Annotated in this window: 20 protein-coding genes and 1 tRNA gene; 7 read left to right on the forward strand and 14 right to left on the reverse strand. The window is 59.0% G+C overall.

Features of this window, described 5'->3' with window-relative positions; translation table 11 throughout:
• Position 1: 1 nt before the first annotated feature.
• Positions 2–2833 carry a DUF4159 domain-containing protein gene (locus E1297_RS20700; protein WP_155141808.1) on the forward strand — a complete coding sequence of 944 codons (2832 nt, stop codon included), beginning with the start codon at positions 2–4 and terminating at the stop codon, positions 2831–2833.
• A gap of 14 nt (positions 2834–2847) precedes the next feature.
• On the forward strand, positions 2848–4923 hold the full coding sequence (locus E1297_RS20705; protein ID WP_368669633.1) for a hypothetical protein: 2076 nt from the start codon (positions 2848–2850) through the stop codon (positions 4921–4923).
• Between the two features lie 3 nt (positions 4924–4926).
• On the opposite strand, the gene E1297_RS20710 is transcribed toward E1297_RS20705, so the two are convergent.
• On the reverse strand, positions 4927–5433 hold the full coding sequence (locus E1297_RS20710) for a GNAT family N-acetyltransferase (RefSeq protein ID WP_244327828.1): 507 nt from the start codon (positions 5431–5433) through the stop codon (positions 4927–4929).
• A 334-nt stretch (positions 5434–5767) separates the two neighbouring features.
• On the opposite strand from E1297_RS20710, the gene E1297_RS20715 reads away from it, so the two are divergent.
• On the forward strand, positions 5768–6742 hold the full coding sequence (locus tag E1297_RS20715; protein ID WP_155141810.1) for a glutathione S-transferase family protein: 975 nt from the start codon (positions 5768–5770) through the stop codon (positions 6740–6742).
• Between the two features lie 13 nt (positions 6743–6755).
• Here E1297_RS20715 and E1297_RS20720 read toward each other — a convergent pair whose 3' ends face one another.
• Entirely contained in the window at positions 6756–7256 is a 501-nt protein-coding gene (locus E1297_RS20720; protein WP_155141812.1) for an NUDIX domain-containing protein, read from the reverse strand.
• Between the two features lie 363 nt (positions 7257–7619).
• Between E1297_RS20720 and E1297_RS20725 the strand changes: the two genes are divergently transcribed.
• A complete protein-coding gene (locus E1297_RS20725) occupies positions 7620–8525 on the forward strand; it encodes a metallophosphoesterase (RefSeq protein ID WP_155141814.1) in 906 nt (301 codons plus the stop codon).
• 33 nt (positions 8526–8558) lie between these two features.
• On the opposite strand, the gene E1297_RS20730 is transcribed toward E1297_RS20725, so the two are convergent.
• The gene (locus E1297_RS20730) at positions 8559–9140 is read right to left on the reverse strand and encodes a hypothetical protein (protein WP_155141817.1); all 582 of its coding nucleotides are present in this window, start codon (positions 9138–9140) and stop codon (positions 8559–8561) included.
• A 240-nt stretch (positions 9141–9380) separates the two neighbouring features.
• On the opposite strand from E1297_RS20730, the gene mtnA reads away from it, so the two are divergent.
• Positions 9381–10490, forward strand: coding sequence for an S-methyl-5-thioribose-1-phosphate isomerase (mtnA, locus tag E1297_RS20735; RefSeq protein ID WP_155141819.1), 1110 nt, complete (start codon positions 9381–9383; stop codon positions 10488–10490).
• A gap of 13 nt (positions 10491–10503) precedes the next feature.
• Here mtnA and E1297_RS20740 read toward each other — a convergent pair whose 3' ends face one another.
• The 9 genes from E1297_RS20740 to E1297_RS20780 all read right to left on the reverse strand — a co-directional run bounded on the left by E1297_RS20740 (position 10504) and on the right by E1297_RS20780 (position 21178).
• The gene (locus tag E1297_RS20740; protein ID WP_155141821.1) at positions 10504–11112 is read right to left on the reverse strand and encodes a GNAT family N-acetyltransferase; all 609 of its coding nucleotides are present in this window, start codon (positions 11110–11112) and stop codon (positions 10504–10506) included.
• Positions 11113–11238: 126 nt separating this feature from the next.
• Complete coding sequence (gene flhA, locus E1297_RS20745) at positions 11239–13419, reverse strand: flagellar biosynthesis protein FlhA (protein WP_155141823.1); 2181 nt, start codon at positions 13417–13419, stop codon at positions 11239–11241.
• Positions 13420–13487: 68 nt separating this feature from the next.
• Positions 13488–14843, reverse strand: coding sequence for a sigma-54 dependent transcriptional regulator (locus E1297_RS20750; protein WP_155141824.1), 1356 nt, complete (start codon positions 14841–14843; stop codon positions 13488–13490).
• Positions 14844–14858: 15 nt separating this feature from the next.
• A complete protein-coding gene (gene fliN, locus E1297_RS20755) occupies positions 14859–15194 on the reverse strand; it encodes a flagellar motor switch protein FliN (protein WP_155141826.1) in 336 nt (111 codons plus the stop codon).
• A gap of 14 nt (positions 15195–15208) precedes the next feature.
• Positions 15209–15940, reverse strand: coding sequence for a FliH/SctL family protein (locus E1297_RS20760; protein ID WP_155141828.1), 732 nt, complete (start codon positions 15938–15940; stop codon positions 15209–15211).
• Entirely contained in the window at positions 15940–16995 is a 1056-nt protein-coding gene (gene fliG / locus E1297_RS20765; protein WP_155141830.1) for a flagellar motor switch protein FliG, read from the reverse strand. Before fliG ends, E1297_RS20760 begins: the two co-directional genes overlap by 1 nt.
• A complete protein-coding gene (gene fliF, locus E1297_RS20770) occupies positions 16995–18611 on the reverse strand; it encodes a flagellar basal-body MS-ring/collar protein FliF (protein WP_368669634.1) in 1617 nt (538 codons plus the stop codon). Before fliF ends, fliG begins: the two co-directional genes overlap by 1 nt.
• A gap of 311 nt (positions 18612–18922) precedes the next feature.
• On the reverse strand, positions 18923–19198 hold the full coding sequence (locus E1297_RS20775; protein WP_155141832.1) for a DUF1153 domain-containing protein: 276 nt from the start codon (positions 19196–19198) through the stop codon (positions 18923–18925).
• Positions 19199–19693: 495 nt separating this feature from the next.
• Positions 19694–21178, reverse strand: a complete 1485-nt coding sequence (locus tag E1297_RS20780; RefSeq protein ID WP_196223374.1) for a flagellar hook-length control protein FliK — start codon at positions 21176–21178, stop codon at positions 19694–19696.
• A gap of 533 nt (positions 21179–21711) precedes the next feature.
• On the opposite strand from E1297_RS20780, the gene mnmA reads away from it, so the two are divergent.
• Both mnmA and E1297_RS20790 read left to right on the forward strand, forming a co-directional pair.
• On the forward strand, positions 21712–22887 hold the full coding sequence (gene mnmA / locus E1297_RS20785) for a tRNA 2-thiouridine(34) synthase MnmA (protein WP_155141848.1): 1176 nt from the start codon (positions 21712–21714) through the stop codon (positions 22885–22887).
• Positions 22888–22977: 90 nt separating this feature from the next.
• Positions 22978–23054, forward strand: a tRNA-Met gene (locus E1297_RS20790).
• 536 nt (positions 23055–23590) lie between these two features.
• On the opposite strand, the gene E1297_RS49885 is transcribed toward E1297_RS20790, so the two are convergent.
• Both E1297_RS49885 and E1297_RS49210 read right to left on the reverse strand, forming a co-directional pair.
• The gene (locus tag E1297_RS49885; protein WP_209015896.1) at positions 23591–25102 is read right to left on the reverse strand and encodes a hypothetical protein; all 1512 of its coding nucleotides are present in this window, start codon (positions 25100–25102) and stop codon (positions 23591–23593) included.
• Between the two features lie 491 nt (positions 25103–25593).
• A partial coding sequence (locus tag E1297_RS49210) for a hypothetical protein (RefSeq protein WP_209015897.1) occupies positions 25594–25824 on the reverse strand: 231 nt, incomplete at its 5' end.

Below are 25824 nucleotides of genomic sequence, written 5' to 3' on the forward strand. Positions count from 1 at the left end.
GATGTTCGGGCTGCCTCTCGCCTTTGCCGCCCCATGGGCGTTGCTGGGACTTGCGGTGTTGCCGGTCATCTGGTGGCTGCTGCGTCTGACACCGCCAAAGCCGAAGGAAGTGTCGTTTCCGCCAACCCGCCTGCTTCTGGATATCGAGGAACGGGACCAGACCCCTCAGCGCACGCCGTGGTGGTTGACGCTTCTGCGGCTGATCCTTGCAGCACTCCTGATCCTCGCCATGGCCGGGCCTGTCTGGCGCCCGGCAAATGACGTTGCCGCCGGAAACGGAATGCTGTGGCTTCTGGTCGACAACGGCTGGACCTCCGCAAAATCATGGGACCAACAGGTCGCCAATGCGGAGCGCATTCTTCAAAGGGCGGAAAGCAATGGCCAGCCTGTCGTCCTCGCGGCAACCGCCGACGGCCCGTCCCAGCAACTGGAGCCACAGTCGGCAGCCACCGCACTTGAACGCTTGCGCGCGCTGGAACCACGACCCTATCCGCCCGCGCGGCAGGATGTGATTGCGGGCTTGACCGAATATGCAGCAGAAACCCCGCCGGAAACGGTGATCTGGCTTTCCGACAGCACAGACCAGCAAGACGGAACAGCGGCAGGTTCGGTTTCCGGTTTCGAAAACGCCCTCAGCACGGCCGCCAGCGGTGCCCCGGTGACCGTCCTGACCGGCCTTCCGGTTCCAAAAGGCTTGAAGCGCCTCAACAATGATGCAGATGCTCTAAGCGTTACTGTGATTCGGCACCCCTCCGATTTCGACAACACCGCAACCGTCCGGGCCCTTGATCGCAACGGACTTCCAGTCGGCGAGACCAATATACGCTTCGAGTTCGACAATCCGGAGAGCGACGCCCATTTCGAAATTCCGAGCGAACTCAGAAACGATATCGCCCGGGTCGAGATCGCCGGAGAGAATGCCGCTGGCGCGGTGCAATTGCTGGACGACACCTGGCGCCGCCGTACGGCCGGACTTGTTTCCGGCATGGGGTCAAATCTCGATCAACCGCTCTTGTCGCCTCTGTTCTATCTGGAACGGGCATTGGCTCCCTTTTCCGATCTGCGTATCCCGCGCGGGGATGATCTGGGCGAAGCAGTGTCCGAGCTACTGGACCAACGCATCTCTGTCCTCGTGCTTGCCGATGTCGGCCGCCTGCCGGACAGCACCGTCGCCGAGCTCGAGGACTGGGTCAACGACGGCGGTACTCTGCTGCGTTTTGCAGGCCCGCGCACGGCTGGTGGCTCTGACGAGCTGATCCCTGTTGAACTGCGCACCGGAGGCCGCTCCATGGGAGGCAGCCTGTCCTGGAAACAGCCGCAACATCTGGCCGAATTCGCACCGGACTCGCCCTTCGCAGGCCTCGTTGTGCCCGAGGAAGTCACCGTTTCCCGTCAGGTGCTCGCCGAACCGACCTCCGACCTGCCAGACCGCACATGGGCTATGCTGGAGGACGGCACGCCACTGGTTACGGCCCGCCAAGCCGGGCGCGGATCAATCATCCTGTTCCATGTCACCGCCGACAGTGCCTGGTCGAACCTGCCGCTGTCCGGCACATTCGTCGAAATGTTGCGGCGTGTCTTGGCCGGGTCCAACGCGACCATGGCGACGGAAGCTGAAGCCGGGTCACAAGGCGTCCTGCCCCCTTTGCGTCTCCTGGACGGGTATGGCCGGTTCGATGCACCGCCTGCGGATGTCACACCGGTTCCGGCCAGCAGTTTCCCGCAAGCCATCGCTTCGAAACGCACGCCCCCGGGTCTCTACGGGACCGATGATGGCTTCCGGGCCCTCAACACCCTTGAACCATTCACGCGGCTTGCTGCCCTTGATCCGTCACAGATGAGCGAAAACACCGTTCTGCGGAACTATCCGTCAAGCGCACCGGTTGATCTGCGGGCACTCCTGTTCACCCTGGCCTTTTTGGTGTTCGTTGCCGATGCAATTGCAGTCATTTTCCTGTCAGGTGCGTTGTCCCGGCTTGGGGGGCGCCGCTCGACGGCGAGCATTGCCGTTCTGGCGGTTGGGGCAACCCTCGCCCTCTCGGTGTTTGCAGCAACACCGGCCCATGCCCAGTCCACCTCAAGCGACTTGAGGGATCTTGAAGCCAGCCTCGAAACCCGGCTGGCCTATGTGGTGACGGGAAATGCGGAGATCGATCAGGCGAGTGAAGCGGGCTTGCGCGGCCTCAGCCAATATCTTGCCGAACGAACGGCGCTTGAGCCGGGAGAGCCGATGGGCGTCGATATCGCAAAAGACGAACTTGCCTTTTTCGCATTGCTCTACTGGCCGATCGATTCGAATGCACCCAAGCCAGACGAACGGACCATGAGCCGGATCGATACTTTCATGCGCAATGGCGGTTCAATCCTGTTCGACACCCGCGATCACCTGTCGGCTCCGGCCTCCGGCTTTTCATCGACACCAGCAACCTTGAAACTGCGTGAAATCCTGGAAGATCTCGACATCCCGCCACTGGAGCCGGTGCCCCCCGATCATGTGCTGACCAAGGCGTTCTACCTGCTCGACACCTTCCCCGGCCGCTATGCGACGAGCCCGCTCTGGGTCGAGAGCCTGACCGAAGCAAGCGCCATGGGCGGACGGCCGGTGCGCGCGGGCGACGGCGTGTCACCGATCCTGATCACCGGCAATGATTTTGCCGCCGCGTGGGCGCTTACCGACACCGGTGAGTTCATGTTCCCGACCGTGCCCAATGACCATGTCCAGCGCGAATATGCCTTCCGCGCCGGAGTGAACATCGTGATGTATACCCTGACCGGAAACTACAAGGCCGATCAGGTCCATGTGCCCGCCCTGCTCGAACGGCTTGGCCAATGAGGAGGCGTTGACGCGTGATCTGGTCCGTTGCATTTGATCCTCTGGTGCCGTTTTGGGCGCTGATTGCAATCCTTGCCGTGATTGGCCTTCTGACACTGGTCACCGGCTATTTGCGCCTGCGCGGCTGGTTCTTGCGCAGCCTTGCCATGCTGCTCGTGGCGCTCGCCCTTGCCAATCCCGCGATTGAACGGGAAGACCGGGAACCGCTCACAAGCGTTGTTGCCGTGGTCGCCGATCGCAGCCAGAGCCAGAAGTTCGGGGACCGGCAGGATCAAACGGAGGCTGTCCTGCAATCCGTGACCGAGCGCATCGAAGCGTTGCCCGGCTTTGAATTGCGCGTGCTGGAGGCAAGCAATGCCGGCCGGGGCGAAGGCACGACCCTGTTCAACGATCTGGCCAACGGGCTTTCCGATGTTCCACCCGACCGGGTGGGCGGCGCAATCCTTGTTACCGACGGTCAGGTGCACGACGTTCCGGAAGACGCGTCCAGCCTCGGCTTCAACGCGCCGGTTCACGGGTTGATCACCGGAATGCCGGGCGAGAAGGACCGCCGTCTGGTTCTTAAAAAGGCTCCACGCTTCGGGCTGGTCGGCTCCGAACAGGTCATTTCCCTCGAAGTCCTCGACAGCGGCACGGACACCGCGCCTGGCGACCGGGTCAAACTGCGGGTCAAGCGCGACGGTGTGCTGGTGAGCGAGCGCAATGCGGTCATCGGCGACACCATCGACATTCCCGTGGAGATCGGCCATGGCGGCGACAATATCTTCGAGTTCGAGGCGGAAGAACTCGACGGCGAGCTCACTGAACTGAACAACCGCGCCGTGGTCACGGTCGACGGAATCCGCGAGAACCTCAGGGTTCTGCTGGTGTCCGGGTCGCCCCATGCAGGTGAGCGCACCTGGCGCAATCTGCTGAAGTCCGACGCCTCTGTCGATCTTGTGCATTTCACCATTTTGCGGCCGCCCGAAAAGCAGGACGGCACACCGATCAACCAGCTGTCGCTGATTGCGTTTCCGACGCGCGAGCTGTTTTCGGTCAAGATCGACGAGTTCGACTTGATCATCTTCGACCGCTATGTCCGCCGTGGCGTGCTGCCAATGCTCTACTTCGACAATATTGCCCGCTATGTTGAAGATGGCGGGGCGGTGCTGATCGCGGGAGGTCCGGATTATGCCGATGCCGGCAGCCTGTACCGCACACCGCTGGCACCGATCCTGCCTGCAGCGCCGACAGGCGTGGTGCTCGAAGAACCGTATCATGCGACCGTCTCCGATCTCGGCAAACGCCATCCGGTGACGCGCGGGCTTCCCGGCGCGGAACAGTCGCCACCGGACTGGAGCCGCTGGTTCCGGGTCGTGGAAACGGACGTCAATGGTGGCGAAACCCTCATGACCGGGCCGGAGGATCTGCCGCTTCTCGTCCTCAACCGGGACGGGGATGGCCGGGTCGCGATGCTCCTGTCGGACCACGTCTGGCTATGGGCGCGCGGCTATGAGGGTGGCGGCCCGCATGTGCCGCTCCTGAGACGGCTCGGCCACTGGCTGATGCAGGAACCGGATCTCGAGGAAGAAGCGCTCAGGGCAACCATGCGCGGTCCGGATCTTGTTGTGGAACGCCAAACCCTCGGGGAAACCATTGATGATGTCACGGTCGTCTCGCCTTCGGGCGAAGCGTCGGAACTCGTCATGAGCGAAGCCGAACCCGGCCTGTGGCGCGGCACCCTCCCCGTCTCTGAAACCGGGCTCTATTCGGTAACAGAAAGCGACAAGTCCGCGCTGGTCCATGCCGGTCCGCAGAACCCGCTGGAATTTACCGATGTGCTTTCAAGCGAAACGCTCCTGACCCCGGTCAGCGCGGCAACCGGAGGCAGCGCAAGGCGGATCGCCGATGCATCGGGTTCTCTGGACGTGCCGCGCATCGTGCCGTTGAAAAACGCCGCCAGCTATTCGGGCGCCGGATGGATCGGCCTGAAACAAACCAATGCCAGCGTCCTGAAAGGCGTTGACCGCTATCCGCTGTTCATCGGTTTGCTCGGCCTTGCCATCCTCCTGGGTGCGATTTCCATGATGTGGTACCGCGAGGGACGTTAAGCCTTAAGCGCTTGCCGCCCCGGACGGCATGTCGCCCCCATTCAAGGTGGCGATCAGCAGGCGTTTCGGATCAACGGGGCCGGGCAAGGTGATGCGGCCAAACGGGACGGGATCGAAACCAAAGGGCCCGTAGTAGGGCGGATCACCGACAAGCAGGACCGCTGTTTCACCACACCGGCGGGCAGCATCAAGCGTCGTTTGCAGCAAGGTCCGGCCAAGACCCTGGTTCTTGTAGGCAGGCGCAACTGTCAACGGGCCGAGCAGCATGGCTGGCGTTTTACCGATCCGGATCCGGGTCATGCGCACCGAACCCGCCAGCTCCCGCCCGGACAAGCCGACAAAACTCAGCTTGGGGCAATGGGGCACACCCTCGCGCATCTGGAAGGCCGTGCGGGTAAAACGGCCCGGACCGAAGGCATCTGCCTGCAGGGTTTCGATATCAGCTGCGTCACACGCCTCTTCAGGGCGCACAAACCACTTTGTGGGGATCATGTCATCAATTTCCGGCATTCTGCAGTCTCACATCTGCCGGAAGGAGCCGCCCCTACTCATCGGGGCAATAAACCGGTCAGACGCAGCGAAGGGGACGAGCGCTGGCTCGTCGGATGGTTCGTCGTCGCAATGCAAAGCCGGTTGGCATGAGAAAATGGCTCTTCAACTTTTAAGATGAAACGCCGTTAGCATACAGAATCCGTTCCCGTCTATCTAAAAGATGAGCAGACCATGACAAAACTTCCGGGAAGCCACCTTTGTTCAGCACGGCGAAACAGAGCGTTGAAGCGATTGCAGGAGACATCACGCGCGCCACATGATGTGATAATCGCAAGACATCCAGGAGATTGACATGGGCGTTCTGGTAGACGGTGAATGGAAAGACCAGTGGTACGACACCAAGTCGACCGGCGGGCGGTTTGTGCGAAAGGAGTCTTCTTTCCGGAACTGGATTACTGCCGACGGATCACCCGGCCCGACCGGAACCGGCGGGTTCACGGCCGAAGCGGATCGCTACCACCTCATCGTTTCCTATGCTTGCCCCTGGGCGCATCGCGCCTTGATTTTCCGGAAGTTGAAGGGGCTTGAGGACTTGATTACCGTTTCGGCGGTAGAGCCGCTCATGCTCGAGAACGGCTGGACCTTTCAGGAACCTGACCCCGTCACCGGCGCGCATTTTGCCTGGCAGGTCTATGTCAAGGCGGACCCGGGCTATTCGGGCAGGGCAACGGTTCCCATTCTCTGGGACAAGAAGGCCGGCACGATCGTCAGCAACGAGTCTTCCGAAATCATTCGCATGTTCAACAGCGCCTTCGACGGGCTCACCGGATCCGATCTGGAATTTTGCCCCGATGCGCTTCTGCCCGAGATCGATGCCGTCAACGACCGCATCTACCATTCGGTCAACAACGGCGTCTACAAGTCCGGCTTTGCCACCACCCAGCAGGCCTATGAGGACGCGGTGACCGACCTGTTCGAAACCCTCGACATGCTTGACGCCCGCCTGTCCGGACAGCGCTACCTGACAGGCGAGCGGTTGACGGAAGCCGACTGGCGGTTGTTCACGACCCTGATCCGGTTCGACGCTGTCTATGTCGGGCATTTCAAATGCAACATCCGCCGGATCTCCGACTATCCGAACCTGTCAAACTACCTGCGCGACCTCTACCAAATGCCCGGAATTGCCGAAACGGTGCAGCTGGACACGATCAAGACCCACTATTACGGCTCTCACAGCACCATCAATCCGACTGGAATTGTACCAACCGGACCGGCACTTGATTTCGGCGGGCCGCATGACCGCGCGCGCTTGAGAACCGCAGCCTGACCCCGGATACCCGTTACCATTCCCCATCACCTGACAGCGTTTGCGCCTGAAAATCGCGTAAACGCTTTCGGGTCGCATCAGACGTGTCATCTGGCAGATCATCGAAGGCAAAGAACCCGGCTTCGGAAATCTCCATATTCGCTTTCAAGAACCCCGGCGTTTTGCTCCACGTCCCGGCGAAATACAGCGCAACGTGGTCGCGCCCGAGCCCTCTGCGGTTGAGATAGAGGCCGAGAAGTCTGGGTGAACCTTCAATCACGACGCCGACTTCTTCACAACACTCGCGAACCGCTGCGTGCCCGGCCGTCTCGCCACGATCAACCGCGCCACCAGGCAAATACCACCCCGGCAGATAGCTATGTTTGACCAGAAGAACGCGATGCCGGTCATCCAACAGGATGACCCTCACACCCAGCGTGACGGACCGGACCAGCCAACCCCAAACATGGATCGATAAAAGAACCGCTTTTGTTTTAAAACCTGCTGTGGATTTGATGATTCGCTTTTTCGTCATGGTCCTCCTTTGCCAATGTGAACTCCCGATGAACCTATGCATAAAACGCAGGGCTGCGTCTCGGATTCACCCTCTTCTCGCATCTGCGAAAGAGGGTAGAAAAGCATCACACTGATGAATTGATAGGCAGAAAATTGCCTACCCGAGAGGCTCCAACATGATGAAAATTTTCTCCAAACGCCGTGCACGCACCTACACCTGGAAGCCGGCTGTTGATTTGCGCAACCCGGGTCTTGCCCGCATCCTGATGACCTTCCCAAGCAACTGAACCTATTGCGGCATTAAAACCGCAATTGCAGGCAAATGAAAACAGCGCCCCGTTTTTACTTGACGCGGCGCCGTTTGCCCAGATGATGCGCTGCAATGTTGAAACTTGCGCATCTCTCCGACCCTCATCTTGGCCCCCTGCCCGACTTCAAGCTGATCCAGCTGCTTTCCAAGCGCGTGGTGGGTTATTTGAACTGGCAGCGAAACCGCGCCAGGTTCATGGGCGGCAATCATCTCGACCAGCTCATCTCGGACATGAAGGCACAGGCGCCGGACCACATCGCGGTCACGGGTGACTTGGTCAATATTGCCCTGCCTCTGGAAATCACCGGGGCCCGTCAATGGCTTGATGAACTCGGCCCGCCTGAATGCGTGTCTGTTGTGCCGGGCAATCATGACGCCTATGTCCCGGGCGCGATCAAGCGTGCCGGCAAGGCGTGGTTCCCCTACATGTGCGGAGACGGCGCAGCTGAAAGCGCCGAAACCCGGTTTCCCTATGTACGGCGGCGCGGAGACGTTGCCCTGATCGGCGTTTCAACAGCGCGCGCCAGCGCTCCGTGGTTTGCAACCGGCCGTCTGGGATCAAGGCAAACCCGCCGCCTGCTCAAAATCCTGGAAGACACGAGACGGGACGGGCTTTTCCGTGTGATCATGATCCACCACCCGCCGTTCAAAAAGGCAACCGGCTGGCACAAGCGCTTGTCCGATGCCTCTAGACTGCGCGCAGTGGTCAAGCGGGCCGGTGCGGAACTGATCCTTCACGGCCACACCCATATCGACAGCCAGTCCGGGATTGAGGGACCGGCAGGTCCGGTGCCCGTCATAGGCGTGCCATCTGCGACGGCAGCTCCCGGCGGGAAGAAACCGGCAGCCCGGTACAATCTGTTTTCCATCGAAAAAGCACAAGCCGGATGGCGCTGTCACATGGCAGAGCACGGATATACGTCAGAGGGGACCCGCGTTACCAAAATCGCCGAGACCGAAGTGGTGATTCCGGGCTGAGACAAGCAGACAGAAATAATTGTCTCCCCAAACTCAGAGTGGGTTGGCGAACCAGGCATACGCGACCAATCCGCCTGCGCCCGCAGCCAGCCCGAGCGCGAATGCCCCGACTATCGACAGCCAGGCCGATCCCCTGGGCTCAACCGGTACAGCATGCCCCTGGCTGGCCAATTCCCGCAGCCGGTTGTTGAGCCAATCCCCTTCCAGGGCCTTTTCGCGCTCCAGAATGCGGTCGGCAATATACTCGGTCAGACAATCGGCCATATCGCCGATATCGCCGGTTTCCAGAAGGACAACCCTCCCCAGGCGGGTATCCTTTAGAAACCGGTATGTTTTCCGATCTGCCCCCACCACCACGAAGCTGGTTACATCGACCCAGAGGCGGGGTGTCGACCCGGGCAGGATCTGAAGTGAAAACTGATCGTCATCCTGCGGGATCTCCTGAAAAACGCCGGTCATTTCCTCAACCAGCAATTCCAGCCGCGCCCTCTCGGTCTCCTGCCGGTCTGCCACAACATCCGACCGTTCCGCTTCACCCAGCTGAACTTTCCGGATGGCGTCGCGCAAGGAGCGGATACGGGCGTGCGGTACGACGTTTTCCTGAATTTCCGCCATGTCTCGTCCGGCTCCCCACCGATTCGGTTGCCTAAAACAGCTACAATCTTAACCGAGAGTTACCAAGGTAAAACCGATAGAACCCGCTGGCAGGGGGTCATCCACGGTCTTTCAAGCGGCATGGTTAATGACAAACAGGGGTATTATAGCGCATACCAGCGGGGCTTGAAGTCGTGCCCGTCACAGTGTTTCGATACGCAGGGCCATTTCAGAATCGCCCGCAGCATTGGGAGTGGTATCATGAAGGTCGATGGACAAACATTTCGGACAATCTGGCTTGCTGACGACGGCGAAGCCGTTGTGATCATCGACCAGACGAAATTCCCCCATGCATTTGAGACACTTGAGTTGAGTACGGTCGAACAGGCAGCGCACGCGATCCGCACGATGCAGGTGCGCGGAGCACCGTTGATCGGCGCAACGGCGGCCTATGGGATTGCGCTGGCCATACGGCAAGACCCTTCGGATGCCGCACTGCTTGCGGCATGCGACACGCTGCTGGCGACCCGCCCAACGGCGGTAAATCTCCGCTGGGCGCTTGATATCGCCCGGCAGGAGCTGACGCAGATCGCACCGGAATCCCGGGCCGCTGCCGCCTATGCCCTCGCTCACCGGATTTGCGACGAGGATGTGGCCATCAACAGGGCCATCGGCACGCATGGTCTGGAGGTCATCAAGAGAATCGCCCAGACGAAGAAACCCGGCGAAGCAGTCAATATCCTGACCCATTGCAATGCCGGTTGGCTGGCAACCGTCGATTGGGGCACAGCCACTGCACCGGTCTACATGGCCCATGACAGTGGCATACCGGTTCATGTCTGGGTCGACGAGACCCGGCCCCGCAACCAGGGAGCCTTCCTGACCGCGTGGGAACTGGGACACCACGGCGTACCGCATACGGTCATCGTCGACAATGCCGGCGGCCACCTGATGCAGCACGGCAAGGTCGACATGGTCATTGTCGGGACGGACCGGACCACGGCAGATGGTGACGTCTGCAACAAGATCGGAACCTACCTGAAAGCCCTCGCGGCAAGGGACAACAATGTGCCGTTCTACGTCGCGTTGCCCTCACCGACGATCGACTTCACACTGGCGGACGGCTTGCGGCAAATCCCGATAGAAGAAAGGGCGGCTGCGGAAATCAGCCAGATGACCGGACGTTCGGCCAAGGGCAGTGTCGAGACCATCGAAATCGTGGCTCCGGGGTCGGAAACGGCAAACCCGGCCTTTGACGTCACACCTGCGCGTCTGGTGACGGGTCTGATTACCGAACGCGGGATCGTAGCGCCAAACCGTCAGGCCATCGCAGAAGCGTTCCCGGATCGCGTGATGGCCCAAAGCGCCTGACCAACAGTCTGGTTCAAAGCACCGGAATGTGCCGGCCCGCCCCGGCCGGCAGCAGGCCTTGCAGTCTCGGGTCGCCGGCAACTTCGATGGCGCGTTTATAGGGCACAAAGCCGCAGTGCTGATAAAATCCGAGCGCTTGGGGACTGTCCCCGGTGCAAGTGTGCAGCCACAGCCGCGCGGTTTCAGGCTTGCTCCAGGCAATTGCGATGGCGTGAGCCATCAGCCAGCGTCCAAGCCCGCTGCCGGTTTTCTCCGGTGTAATTCCGAAATAAGCAATTTCCGGCTGCCCGGCATCGCTGTAGTCGAGTTCCAGAAGCCCGACCGGCTTGCCGCCTTGCAAGGCGGCATAGACCTCGCGGGTGGGCTCGTGAAGCGTCGCAACCAGTTCGTCCCGGCTCAACACCAACCGGCCGAACCACAACCAGTCCTCACCAATGGCCTTGAACAAGGACAAATAGGCCTCCGGATCCGGCACATGCCAGCGTTCGAGGCGGACATCCTCCCGGTCAGGCACTTTGTGACCCGCCGGTTTTTCCAGCATCTGCAGATAGGTGACAATGAACGCAAGCTTGCCCGCAGGGAGGTCGGTATATCCCTCAAGGTCCAGTTCGATCGACGCCATGCCTGTTCTTCTCCAAGGGGGCCACCAGTCCGGCCAAAACGCCGAAACCGCCGTTCCGGCCACCGAACTTGCGGGCACTCATTCTCATTTTCCTATCAATTTCCCGATTGTTCCACGGTCTGAAGATCAAATCGTCCCGATGGTCTTCAGCTTGACGCGCGGGTGAACCTCATTCTGGCTCATGACGGTTGTCTGCGCTCTGAAACGCTCCACGATGGAGCGCACGAAGGGGCGGGATTGCGGGGACGTAAGCAGAACCGGGACTTCCCCCTGCTGGGCGGCTTTTTCATAGGCGTCACGCACAATGGTGACAAATTCCTGCAGCTTGCTTGGCTGCATGGCCAATTGGCGGTCGTCCCCTTCGCCGACAATCGCATCGAGAAATGCCTGTTCCCATTTCGGTGACATGGCAAGCAAGGGCAAATAGCCGCCCGGCGCCAGATTGGCCGCGCAAATCTGGCGTCCAAGCCGTGTGCGCACATGTTCGGCAATCGCGTTGGTGTTCCGGGTCATGCCGGTCGCCTCCGAGACGCCTTCCAGAATGGTGCCCAGATCCCGGATGGAAATCCGCTCGGACAGGAGCTTTTCGAGGATGCGTTGAATACCGGATACGGTGATCTGTCCAGGGATCAGATCGTCAACCAGCTTGGCCTGTTCGCCCTGAAGCTCCTTCAGGAGTTTCTGGACATCGCCATAGGTCAGAAGCTCGCCGATATTGGCCTTGATCGTCTCGGTCAAATGCGTCGAGAGGACCGTTGCCGGATCGACGACCGTGTAACCGCGCAAGGACGCCTCTTCGCGGTATTGCGCCTCGACCCAGGTTGCCGGAAGACCGAAAGTCGGCTCCGTGGTCTGGCTGCCCGGCAGCCTCACCTTGCCGCCGGTCGGATCCATGACCATGAAGTGGTTCGGATAGAGCATGCCCCGTCCGGCCTCCACTTCCTTGACCTTGATGACATAATCGTTGGCACCGAGCTGGATATTGTCGAGGATGCGCACCGGCGGCATGATGACGCCCATGTCCCCGGCAATCTGGCGGCGCAGGGCCTTGATCTGCTCCGTCAGCTGATCGCCTCCGGCCTTGTCCTTGCCGTTGATCAGGGCGAGCAGGGCATAGCCGAGCTCGATCCGCAACTCGTCCATCTTGAGCGCATCGGTGATCGGCGGCTCGGGCGCCGGTTTTGGCGCAGCCTCGATTGCCTTTTGCTGGGCCGCCTTTTCCGCGTCCTTCTTCTTGGTCGTCCCGACCTGATAGGCCAGATACCCGGCCAGCCCCGCCAGACCGAGAAACGGCACCATCGGCATGCCGGGCAACATGGCAAGCACGACCATCACAGCGGCCGACATGCCGAGCGCCTTCGGATACCCGGTGAACTGCGACGCAAGAGCCTTGTCGGCGGCACCTTGCACACCGGCCTTGGACACCAGAAGACCCGCAGCGGTCGAGACAATCAGGGCCGGGATCTGCGACACAAGCCCGTCGCCGATCGTGAGAAGCGTATAGTTGTTGGCGGCTTCCGAAAAGGTCAGCCCCATCTGGGCAACACCGATGAAAATGCCGCCAAGGATATTTATGAAGGTGATCAGCAGGCCGGCAATCGCGTCACCGCGAACGAATTTCGAGGCACCATCCATGGCACCGAAAAACGAGCTCTCGTCTTCCAGCGTCTTGCGCCGCGCGCGCGCTTCCGCCTCGTCGATCAACCCGGCGGAAAGATCGGCATCAATGGCCATCTGCTTGCCCGGCATCGCATCAAGGGTGAAACGCGCCGCCACTTCGGCAATTCGGCCGGAGCCCTTGGTGATCACCACGAAATTCACGATCACGAGGATGGCGAAAACGATGATCCCGATGACGAAGTTCCCCCCCATGACAAGATTGCCGAAGGATTGGATGACTTTCCCGGCCGCCGCCGTGCCTTCATGCCCGTTCGCCAGGATCAACCGCGTCGAAGCGATGTTCAATCCCAGCCGCAACATGGTGGCAATCAGAAGAACGGTCGGAAAGGAGGAAAATTCCAGAGGTTTCTGAATAAACAGACCGGTCATCAGGACCAGAACGGAAAATATGATCGACACGGCCAGAAACATGTCGAGCATGATCGGCGGCATCGGCAGGATAAGAAGGGTCAGGATCACCAGGACACCGATTGCAAGCCCGGTATCCCCGCGCCGGACCGTGTCCCAGATTTCCTGAACGAACGGGAGGTTCAGCCCGCCACGGCCACCTGAAGCGGTGTTCGCTGCCGGGTCGGTGCTTGCCTTTTGAACCGCCTTGCCGGTTTGAGGGGCCGTGCTGTCCGCCATTCCTGTCCTCTTGCCCAAAAATTCCGGCTCACAGGCCACATGCTGCATCTGTCGCGGCCTGCGTCACACTACGTCGCCCGAACCTCGCCGGGGCCGGGAACGCTCACACCTTCATCCGTATACTGATTCAGCTTGTTGCGGAGGGTCCGGATCGAGATACCCAGTATTTTCGCGGCATGGGTCCGGTTGCCAAGACAATGGTCGAGCGTGTCCAGGATCAGATCCCGCTCAACATCCGCAACGGTCCGCCCGACAAACGAGCGCGAGACTGCCTCCGCCGCCTGGGCCGCCCGTTCTGCAGGCCCGGTTGAGACCGCCAGCGGAGACCCGTCCGGCATCCGGATCGCATCGGCGCCAATTTCATCGCCAAAGGCCAGCAAGACGGCGCGATGCATGGTGTTTTCCAGTTCCCGGACATTTCCGGGCCATGGATTGGCCAGCAGCGATTCCCGCGCTTCCTCGGAAAGCGGTCGGGACGGAACCCCGTTGGCCTTCGAATAGTGTTCGGCGAAAAACCCGGCCAGTTCCAGAATATCGCCCGGACGCTGGCGCAGTGGCGGCAGCCGGAGATTGACGACATTCAGCCGGAACAGGAGATCCTCTCGAAAGGTTCCCTCGCGCACGCTTTCGGCAAGGTCGCGGTTGGATGTAGCTAGAATTCGAATATTGACCGGCACCGGACGGGTCCCGCCGACGCGGTCGATCACCCGTTCCTGAAGAGCGCGCAGGAGTTTTGCCTGAAGACGCACGTCCATCTCGGAGATTTCGTCGAGCAGCAAGGTACCGCCATCGGCCTCTTCGAATTTGCCGATACGCCGGGCGACAGCACCGGTAAACGCCCCTTTTTCATGGCCGAACAATTCGGATTCCAAAAGCTGCTCGGGAATGGCCGCGCAGTTGATGGAAATAAACGGCTTGCTTGCCCGCCGGGAACAATGGTGCAGGTGTTTTGCGATCACTTCCTTGCCGGTGCCGGACTCGCCCGTAATCAGAACCGATGCATCTGAGGGGGCAATCTGTTCGGCCAACCGCACAACAGCTGCCATCGCCTCGTCGCGATAGATAAGCTCGCCCCGATCCTGCGCAACCGCCGCCAGCACAGCAGCAATCAGATCCGGATCGGGCGGAAGCGGGATATACTCCTTGGCACCGGCACGAATGGCCGATACCGCCGCATCGGCATCCGTCTCGACGCCACAGGCGACAAGAGGAACATGAACACGCTCGTTTTGGAGGCTGTCCAAAAGTCCGGCGATATCGAGATTGACATCGACCATCAGGAGGTCAGCGCCACGCCCCGAACGCAAAATAGTCAATGCATTTTCAATACCATCGGCATGCGTCACCTGCGCCCCGCGCTGCATCGCAATCTTCGATGCCGTGGTCAATTGCCCACCGAGGGTTCCAACAATCAGCAGCCGCATGGTGTTCTCCCCGCCTTACCGGTCGGTCTTGATGATTTCCGTCATGGTGACACCCAGCTTGTCCTCGACCAGAACAACCTCCCCGCGGGCAACCAGACGGTCATTCACATAAATGTCGATCGCCTCCCCGACCTTCCGGTCAAGCTCAAGCACCGTCCCCGAAGTCAGCTTGAGCAAATCGGACACATGCATCTTGGAATGCCCGAGGATGGCCGAAATCCGGACCGGCACGTCAAAGACGGCCTCCAGATCTCCCGCCGTTTGAGGCGTGTGCAAACCTTCGCCCTTGTCGGCCCTGCCCGGCGCTTCCAACTCATCGAGAGGGATGCCCTTGTCGTGATCATCACTCATCTGTCTTTGTCCTCTTACCCGTCCGCGCCAGCAGCGGTTCGCTGCGTCTGCCGCGCCTTGGCCGCAGCCGCCTGTGCCTGAAGGTAGGCTTTCATGCTTGCGTCGATTTCCCGCTCTATGGCTTTCCGGTCTCGCCGGATACCACCGTCTGCCCACTCGATGTGACAGTCCCCGCGGGCAATTTCCGGCTCGCCCAGAATAACAAGGCGCCCCTCAAACCCCTTTTCCTGCACGATCGGATCAATGCGGCTCTTCAAGGCCTCGACATCCTTTTCCGGAACCCGGATCACCAGATGCGGAGCCTTGCGCAAAGGACCGAGACACTCGGACACCAACGCAACCGTCTCTGCGAGCGGCTGGCGGGCGATCAGATGCGCACACAAGCGCCGTGCCACCAGAAACGCCAGTCCGATTGCATCCTTTTCCCGCCCCGCCTGGTGCTCATCGAGGGTTTGGAGAACGGTTTCGGCAACACCGGCAAGACGCACCACCTCGTCTGTGAGGAGCTTGTCCTGCGAGGCCTGCAAATCGGCCAGAGCGGCGGCGCGCCCTTCCTCAAAAGCCTGTTCCCTGGCCACTTTCAGCGCCTGCCTGTGCTCCGCAACCGGGATCACAGGGACTTCCGGTGGGGACGGCGGGGCAGCAGTCTCCTGTTCCTCCGGTTCGGAGAAATCCAGATCAAACAGGAACTTCGAAGGGCTGGTCATGCCGTTTGCTGCCAGTTTCCGGATGCCGCGTGTTTCCATCAGTAGATAATCTGGTCGTCACTCTTGGATTTCGAGATCATGATATCTCCCTTGGCTGCCAGGTCCTTTGCCTTGTTCACCATGCTGGTTTGGGCTTCATCAACGTCCCTCAGACGCACCGGCCCCAGCGCTTCCATGTCATCCAGAAGCAGTTTGGCCGCACGCTGTGACATGTTGCTGAAGAAGAACTCGCGCGCGGCGTCGGTCGACCCTTTCAAGGCCACTGCCAGCAGGTCTTTTTCAACACTGCGCAGCAGTGTCTGACAGCTCGCTGCATCAAGCTTCAGAAGGTCATCGAAGGTGAACATCAGGGTCTTGATACGATCCGCCGATTCGCGGTTTTCCTCTTCGAGCGCCGCAAGGAAGCGCGCCTCGGTCTGCCGGTCGAAATTGTTGAAGATTTCCGCCATCATCTCATGGCTGTCCCTGCGGGATGTATTGGTCAGGTTCGACATGAACTCGATCCGAAGCGTCTGTTCGACTTTTTCCAGCACTTCCTTTTGAACCGCATCCATCCTCAGCATGCGGCTGACCACCTCAAGCGCGAGCTCTTCCGGCAGGATGCTCAGAACGCGCGCGGCATGCTCCGAATCGATCTTTGACAGGACAACGGCAACGGTCTGCGGATATTCGTTCTTGAGGTAGTTTGCGAGGACATTTTCCTGAACATTGGAGAGCTTCTCCCACATGTTCCGGCCTGCAGGCCCCCGGATTTCCTCCATGATGATGGACACCCGGTCCTGTGGCAGGAAGCTGGATAGCAGCCGCTCTGTCGCCTCGACGTTTCCGGTCAACGATCCTCTCGAACTCAACCGCCGGACGAAGTCGATGAACAGCTTCTCCAGCATGGCCGGTGTCACCGGTCCGAGATTTGCCATGGCAGCCGAAATCTGACGCACTTCCATGTCATCCAGCTTCCGCCAGATTGGCTCCCCGTGTTCCTCGCCCAGTGCCAGAAGCAGCACCGCGGCGCGTTCCGCGCCCTTGAGCTCGCGCTCTTCTCCATCGACGCTGACCTGGAGATGCTTTTTCAACTGGTTCTTTGCCTGTTTCATCACGCCGCCTCGTCAAGCCAGCTACGTACAATCGTTACGGCTTCACCGGGATGATCCGCGATCATGGACCCCACTTTCGCAATCGAGTCCGCCTGCATCGCACCTTGTTGCTTGGCTTCCTCCAGCCATTCGATCGCGAACTTGTTCGGTTCTTCGGAGAGCTCATCCGGTACTTCCGCATCCGCGACCAGGGTCCCGTCCGGACCGATGATCAATTCCTGCGGCTGGCGCTCCTCGGGCGTCACGATCCTGCGCAGCAAGGGACGGACAACAAGCAAGAGCAGTAAAACCGACACCAGAAGCAAAACGCCAAGCTCGGTCATGCGCAAGAAATCGTCTCTGGTAAAATCGAAGAGGCTGCCCGAACTTGTCAGGAGTTCCGTCTGTGGCGGCAACGCGAATTGAAGGTTCACAACCTCGACCGTATCGCCCCGGCTCGCATCGTAGCCGATGGCGGAACGCACCAAGACCGCAATACGGTCCAGGGTCTCCTGGGTCCGGGGCACATAGACCATTGCTCCATCGGCATTCGGCGCATATGTGCCGTCGACCAAAACCGCGACCGACAAGCGCCTGATTTGCCCGGCCTCAACGACTTCGGTCCGTGTCGATTTGGAAATCTCGTAATTGACGACTTCCTCGGAGAGACTGCTCTGGTCCTCATCAGCCGCAGCGGCCGCATTGTCCCCCGCATTCGGCAGCTGATTGCCCACCGTGACCTGTCCGGGAGCATCGGTACTTGAGGAAGCTTCCTCCCGGGTTTGCGTCGACCGGACGACCTGGCCATCCGGATCATAGGTCTCGATTGTTTCCGTCGTGCGGTTATGGTCAATCTCCGCAGCTACTCGGACCCGGGCCCGGCCCGGGCCGACAACCGAACTCAGAATTTCCTCGATCTGATTGCGCAACCGGGTTTCGGTGGCAACGACCTTGTCTTCCAGTCCGTTCCCGAAGAGACCATTCCCATCAGCGTTGGCCCCGGATGCGAGCAAACGGCCTGTTTCATCCACTACGGAAACGCGCTCCGGATCAAGACCTTCGACCGCAGTTGCAACCAAATGCTGAACGGCCCGCACTTCCTGATCGCTCAATGTGCCTCGGACATTCAGGACAATGGACGCGGATGGCGGGCGCCGGTCACGCTGAAACAGCTGGCGTTCGGGTATCACCAAGTGGACGCGGGAGGCATTGATACGGTCGAGCGAGGAAATGGTCCGAGCAAGCTCGCCCTCCATCGCCCGCAAGTGATTGATGTTCTGAACGAAGCTGGTGGCGCCGAGCGTATCGCTTCGATCAAAGATCTCGTAGCCGATCGACCCTCCGGTCGGAAGGCCCTCCTCCGCCAGTTGCATCCTCAGGCGTGCAACCTGATCCTGGGGAACGAGAATTGTGCTGCCTTCACGCGCGATCTCGAATGTGACACCGGAGGATTCGAGTTGCGACACAATCGCGCTTGAATCCTCCAGCGCAAGATCGTTGTAGAGCGTCGTCATTTGCGGTGCGGTGACGCGAAAAATGATAAATGCAAACACGCCAATGAGAGATGCCGCCACAGCTCCCATCGCTGCCACCCGCGCCGGCCCCAGCGTTTTGATGAATTCCAACAGCCCGTTCACCTATGCCCGCCCGTTCACCAGCCCACAACTTAACGCTAAGTAAGTTAAGGCATACACCCTGCAATAGGCAAAAATTGCCGCCCAGAGCATTAACAGGGAGTTAACGCCACGCCATAGATTTACCGTATTTGCCCGAATTTCGCCAAAGTATCGGAAGCAAAATGCGATTTCATATGGGGAAAAACAACAATCACCGTTAGCTGTTTCGCAGAGACTGAAAAAATCCCACCAAAAGAAATGGGCCGGCAAAGCCGACCCAAAGCGATAAAGGTTTTCGGATGACCGGCCGAGATCCTAGGCCTGACCCGCCATCAGTTTCGGTATTGCTGGATTCGGGTTGCCCTGAGTCCGGCCAGCCCATGCCTTTCGATCGAGCTTTGCCAGGACAAAAACTCTTCAACGGTAAGGGTATACCTCTGACAGGCTTCCTCAAGCGACAAAAGCCCGCCGCGTACGGCCGCCACAACCTCTGCCTTCCGGCGGATCACCCAACGCTTCGTTGAAGTCGGGGGCAAATCCGCAATGGTAAGCGGGCTTCCATCGGGCCCGATAACATATTTTACGCGCGAACGAATCTGTTCGGTCATTGTACTCTCACACTAACCATGACCTTGGTTGTGATCAGAATACGTGCCGCTATTTAACAAACGCCTAAACCGGCATACAGTGTATATTTACTATAAAGCGTCAAATTTCTTAATAAATATAACCATTTCAGAAACAAATAGACGAATTCATTAAAGCTATGGCGGGTTGCCGTTAACCAGACCAAACCAAAATTGCATTTTGCATTTTCATTTGCGTGCCTACGAAACCGGTCACTCAATCAAACCTGAACGATAAACCAAATGTGCCACATACCAACGGTACTCGGCGATCACTCATCCACCCATCCATAAAGACGCGGGCGTAGCTCGTCAGCCCGGCAGTTTGCAAAAACCAATTTCAAATAACACCGGGCAGCGCCCATGGTTTCACTCAGAGGCCACACGGGCGGTACAATCCGAAGGACTTGGGAGCTGCGCCCCCCGGCAACAAACCTGAAAATGTCGAGGGAAACACCTCACTCAGCACGAGCCGTCCTAGACCCTTATATCGAGGCCCGTTTCGCCAAGCGACAGGTTCACAGTCACCTCCAACGACGGCTCGCCATCGCTGCCGGATGTTTGCTCCCGCCCCCCGCCAAACGCACGCTGCCCCTGATCTGGCTGGTTGCCTGAATTACCGGAATGCGCATTCTGGCCAGACCCGTCGCGCAGGGAGTATTTCAGGCTTTCTCCATCCGCATTCAATCCGGCCGACTCCAGCGCCCGCTCCAGCCCGCGCTGGTCTCTCAAGAACATGTCAAGCGTTTCGGGACGCTCGACAATCAGATGCGCCTGCACGGCACCATCAGCCCCCACCCGCATATTGACATCGACACGGCCAAGCTCGGGAGGATCAAGCCGCATCTGAAACCGGGTCTGACCGTTTTGAAGATTCCGGTTCATTTCGGCTGCAACCTGCAGACCCGCATTGGCTGAGGATGCGTGGTGCGCCGGAGCTTGTTTACCCAAAGCGGAAAGCTCGGGTTTGGCATTCACGCCACTGTCATTCGCACGGAACAGCGCCACATCGGAGCGTTCAGGTTCCGGGTCGCTCTCGACGGTTGCGGCAGCGAGTTTCTGCATTTCGCCGTTTTTACTGGCCCGGGTTTGTGTGTTCCCCCCCCGGACCTCGCTCCCCAATGACGGCCCCATAACCGGGACCTGCTGCCCCTGCGTGCCCGAGAGTTGCGTGCCCTCCCGCCTGGCTGAAGAACCTGTATTGACTGAAAGAGTATTGACCGTGGCGTTTGAGCCCGAGAGAGACGAACCGCCAGAGCCCGCCAGCATATCCCCCTGAAAGTCAGCATGTTGCTTCGGGGCCGCTGCGGACGGCAAGGCACCATAGGTCATGCCCTCTGGCGCAACCGGCCTTCCCGCTTCTGCTGGAAGCACACCACCCTGCTGACCAGCAACAGTCTTTACGTCCCTTTCGTTCGTTCCGGTCCGGCCGGACACATAAGTCTTATCACCAGCAGTATCCCGATTCATTCCCGGAGACCCCGACTCGGTCGCGCTCTGAAAAGTCAGCTGCGCATCGACCAGCCCCGTCTCCAATACGCCATACCTGGCCGCAATTTCCGGCATTGATCCTTTACCCGCAGACAGGTCGAAACCAATCTCCGTCAGGTCTGAAACCGGAGCCGGAGACTTCCCTTCGGGACCGGCAACAAACATCGAACCCGGCGTTGCCTGGCCAGTCGCCTGCCCGGGTGCTACAGCCAACGGCGCTGGCCCTGCACGGCCTTCGCCACTCACCGTTTTCCCGGCAACACCGTTATCAGGGGATTCCGGCCCGCCATCTGACACCGAGGATTGCACCGCTTGACCAGCAGAGCCTTCATCCGCCAGCCCCTGGGGCATAAAGAGAACTTGTTGTTGGCCGGTTTGGACGCCAGCCGGCAAAAGCTGCGCAGAATTTTCCTGCTCGGGCGCTGCTTCCTGCCCCGATGCCTCTTTCGGCTCGTCTGACGTTGGGTCCATGCGACCGGCACTCTTCGGCAGCCCCCTCGGATGATCCGGGCCGGTGTCTCCAGATGCCCCGCCGGTTGCATCCATGAACTGCGAAAAATCCGAGGCTTCAGCGGGTCTTTTTTGCGGGAGACCGGCAGCTCCACCGGAACCGGCGGGCACGTTGCCCGATATACTAACAAGCGTTCCCGATGGCTGCACAGGACTTCCCAATTCCAGATTGATCAATTCATTCCGAACATGGAAAGCAAGTCCCATACCAATCGCAGAAATCAAATTAATATAGCATCTTCAGTATGATGCATGTGTCCCGCATACCGAACGCCATCGCTTGTCCGGCAACACTTGCCGGGTGCGGCAAGCCCTGCCTGTCACCTGCAACTGGAATTGGCAAGACGGTGGATTATCTGTATATTGCGGTCAACTTTTTCCGGCGGCAACGATGTCAATTGGCCGCTGGAACACACAAACAAATCCGGCCGCTCCTTTTGACAGGCTGACAGCAATGGCCGGAGAACCAATTTGATCTGGGTGATCTGGAAATGATGAATTCACTGGACCTCCCGGGCCGGCCGGAAGACACACGTGTGGTGGTGGCCATGTCCGGAGGTGTCGACAGTTCTGTGGTTGCAGCCCTTTTGGCGCATCAGGGATATGATGTGGTCGGGGTCACTCTGCAGCTCTATGATCACGGCGCAGCGGTCAGCAAGGCCAAGTCCTGCTGTGCCGGGGTTGATATTCACGATGCGCGCCGCGCGGCGGAAACCATCGGCATTCCGCATTATGTGCTGGACTATGAAAGCCGGTTCAAGGAAGCGGTGATGGACCGGTTTGCCGACAGCTACATTGCCGGCGAAACGCCGATCCCTTGCGTTTCCTGCAACCAGACGGTCAAGTTTACCGACCTCTTGAAGACAGCCCGGGACCTTGGCGCCGATGCGCTTGCAACCGGCCACTATGTGCGCTCGTCCCAAAAGGGGAACAAGCGCGCGCTGTACCGTCCGCAAGATCTCGACCGGGACCAGAGCTACTTCCTGTTTGCCACAACGCAGGAGCAGCTGGATTTCGTGCGCTTTCCCCTGGGCGGCATGCCGAAACCGGAGGTCCGGGCGCTTGCCGAAAAATTCGGACTGTCGGTTGCCAACAAGCCCGACAGCCAGGACATCTGCTTTGTGCCCAATGGCGACTATGCCGAGGTCATTCGTAAGCTGCGTCCCAACGCTGCCGAGCCTGGAGACATCGTCCATATGGATGGCCGGGTTCTGGGCCGGCATCACGGTATCATTCATTTCACCATCGGCCAGCGCCGGGGAATAGGCGTCGCGACCGGTGAGCCGCTTTATGTCGTCCGTCTGGACGCGGACGAGCGGCGGGTCATTGTCGGCCCGCGCGAAGCGCTTGCCACGCATCGGATCCTGTTGCGGGAAGTCAACTGGATTGGTGACCTGCCTCTGGACGAAGGCTCGGAAATCGAGGTCTATGCCAAGGTGCGCAGCACGCGCCCGCCGGCGCCTGCAATCCTGCGCAAGAGTGATGACACCGTAACTGTCGAGCTGGTCGCGGGGGAAACGGGCGTCGCTCCGGGGCAGGCCTGTGTGTTTTTCGATGACGAAGGCCGCGAGGCCCGGGTGCTTGGCGGCGGATGGATTGCAAAAACCTTGAAAAACGGGGACTGGAAGATCGATTTTCCACAGCCGGACGCGCGGCAACCTGCGGCCTGAGGAAGATTTTTGGGCGGGCGCAAGTCTCCTGCTTGACATCGCGCCCTGCCCGTCCCTATAAGCAGCCCACGTTCGCGACAGCGTCGATTTGGCGGAGTAGCTCAGCCGGTTAGAGCAGCGGAATCATAATCCGCGTGTCGGGGGTTCGAGTCCCTCCTCCGCTACCACTATATCATTGAAAATAAAAACTAATTTCAAGAGTGTGATCCACCAGCTATTATGGATCACGAATTGGATCACGCAAGTCGGATTTCTTTTGGCAAATTGGGCCACATTTTTCGTTAGGCGGCGATCGTAAATGCCGCACTTGCCAACGATGGCGGAGAGGACCGACGTCTTGTTCCGTACGCACGAGGCGTTGAGCCTCAAACAAGCGAAGAAGTTTGCAAAGAAGGCGGCGGCAATTCCACTGGCTGCTTGAGTGTTATCGGCCGGACGATGTCCGGCCCTCATTCATATGACAAATGCGCGGATATGCATTTTTTCGATATACTCAATAGCGTCCGCTGTGCCGCGTCTTGCAACTATATCCCTGACGACCTCGGCTTCCCGAACCGGCTGAGAGTTGAACGAACGCCGTTCAAACCCCCAACAACAGAAATGCTGTCGTCATTTCACGACCGCTGCAAGAACTTTTTTGAATGAACGGAAGGAAAATATCTTAGAGAATCAAATTGTTGACATTTCTCCTTCTTAAAATTCCTCAGATTCTGAGAGGATCGGCTCTCTCTTCAACGTCGAATAAAGCATCGTCAACCGCACCGTCGTCATCAGCGCTTTGCAGGCTTTGTTCTGCCTGGCTCCATATCCCCTGAAACCCCAGAAAGACCGCATCGGGATCATTGGCGAGAATGTCCCGGCACGCCTCCAGCACCGAAAGCCTTTCTCGAGCAAGTTTCTCACACTTGGAATGTTCCGAGAGGCGTTTCTTGTGTTCCTTTTCGGCCAGCCGCAATTTTCTGCTTCTTTCGAAACCAACATTTGCCACTTGCTGGCGTTTCGATTGAACGGCAAGATCAGCAACAGTCAACGCCTGATTCAGCGCAGCCAAGGCTCTGGCAACGCGCTTTCGTTTTCCCGGCCAGAACGCCCACCACCAGCGCGGTTTCGGAAGCCTCTGGACCTTACTCCAAACGTCTCCCTGAGCTTCCTCAGCCTTCGCCAAAGCCGCTTTTGCCTGCTTCTCTTTCTCGAATAATTTCTTGGGTGAAACAGTCTTGGGTGGTGACGGTTCGGGAATGGACAACGCCTCATGCAACTGTCCTTCGAGATGGTCGAGATGGCTCATCATTTCGGCTTTTTGTCGATTAAGATCCGATGCCTTGACATCCTTTCGTTTGGCGTTTTTCGCGTTAACCCCACTCGTTGCGGTTCTAACGACATCAACCTGCGACGACATAAGATCCGCAGCGATGCGCTTTCGCACACCAGCAAGCCGATGAAGCGCCCCTACCAATTCGCCTCCATGCGCTTGGACAATCCAGGTGCCAGGCTTCTCTCCAATTTCGACAGCCAATCCGTGACGCGCGAGCATGTCCCTGAATTCTTCAGGTGTCGAAGCAGAAGACCAGGCCTCTTTCACGACGGCTCGGATTGCAGGGAGGTCAAGTCCTTTGCGCTTACATTCCTGATGCTGTGCGTGATTAAGACCTTCGCGGGGCTTATTCTGCTCAGCACCCCTCGCGACGAAAGCCGCCAGCGCCTTCGCGACGTTGAACAGACCGCGTTCTCGAAGACCTGCTAGAACGGCCTCCGAGTGTCGCCCCTGAACGAACTCATGCCGCAGTTCGTGCTCGGACCATCGCGCGATCAATTCGTGCCGGACATGATCAAAAGAGGTAGATAACACCCGCCCAGTCACTGGGTCGATTTCCCCGACCAATATGTGCCAATGCCGGTCGAATGCCGACGATAAGGCACGCGGCTTTTGATGCTCTACGACAACCGCAGCTTTTGCATCAAAGCCGAATTCCTCGGCCAGCCTCCCAACGACGGCGAGGCATTGGTCACTCGACATCATTTCATGGGGTGACACGATCCAATGTCTCAGGCAGTAACGGCTCTTATACGCCTTCGCATCAGAATGCATGTCACCAACATCCGCTTCCGTACCTCGGAGGAACGCCACCTGTTCGTTTTCATCGCCGTGGACGAGATGACGGAGAAGACGGCGAACACCCTGGCTGGTGCGGACCCGGTGACTTTTGATGATCATGCGAGCCTCGCCAACAACTTCGTTGCCAATCTCTTCGCGGCTTCCGAGGTTTCCTTCGACGGTGTGTCTCCGGTCTCATCGACGAGTGCGTTAAGGGCTCGACGAAGCGCAGTGAGGTCTTTCCGCAGCTCTTGGTCGACAGGACGCCCCGTCGCGATGTCTCTCGCAGCCTTCCGAAGCAGCGCCGAAACAGAACGGCCAGAGCGTTCAGAGGCCAAACGGAGACGCTCTTTCTCCCCTTTTGTCGCTCGAAATTTGATGATTGCATCCTGTCGCATTTGCCGCCTTCCAGGGGTGCACGGGGACTGAAAAGTCCCCTGCCCAGTTGTGGTCCTGACCACATGGCTGGCAACAAACCTTATGCCGCACCCATGTAACCACGCTCAACGTTTATGCTTCGGGCAAAAACCACCGGCGGCAACGTTAGTGTGGGCACAAAAAAGCCCGGCCTCTGGGTCCGGGCCTTTCATTTTGTTCGGCGAAAGATGCGACTATTCGGCGGCTTCCAGGGTCATATCAGCGTTGCGATCAGCAATCTTTTGAAGTTGCCGCAAGACGTATTTTTTATTCCCCGGGAACTCCCATTCATTTTCATTCAGTGCCTCGCGCTTTCCGCGTGACAGCCTTTCGGCAAGAACGACATCTCCATGCTCGCGCAACTCTTCAATTCTTTCTTTGAATTTTGGTGCTGCCCCCTGTACACGACTCAAGCGATTTTCCGG

It is taken from the genome of Roseibium sp. RKSG952, assembly GCF_009711355.1.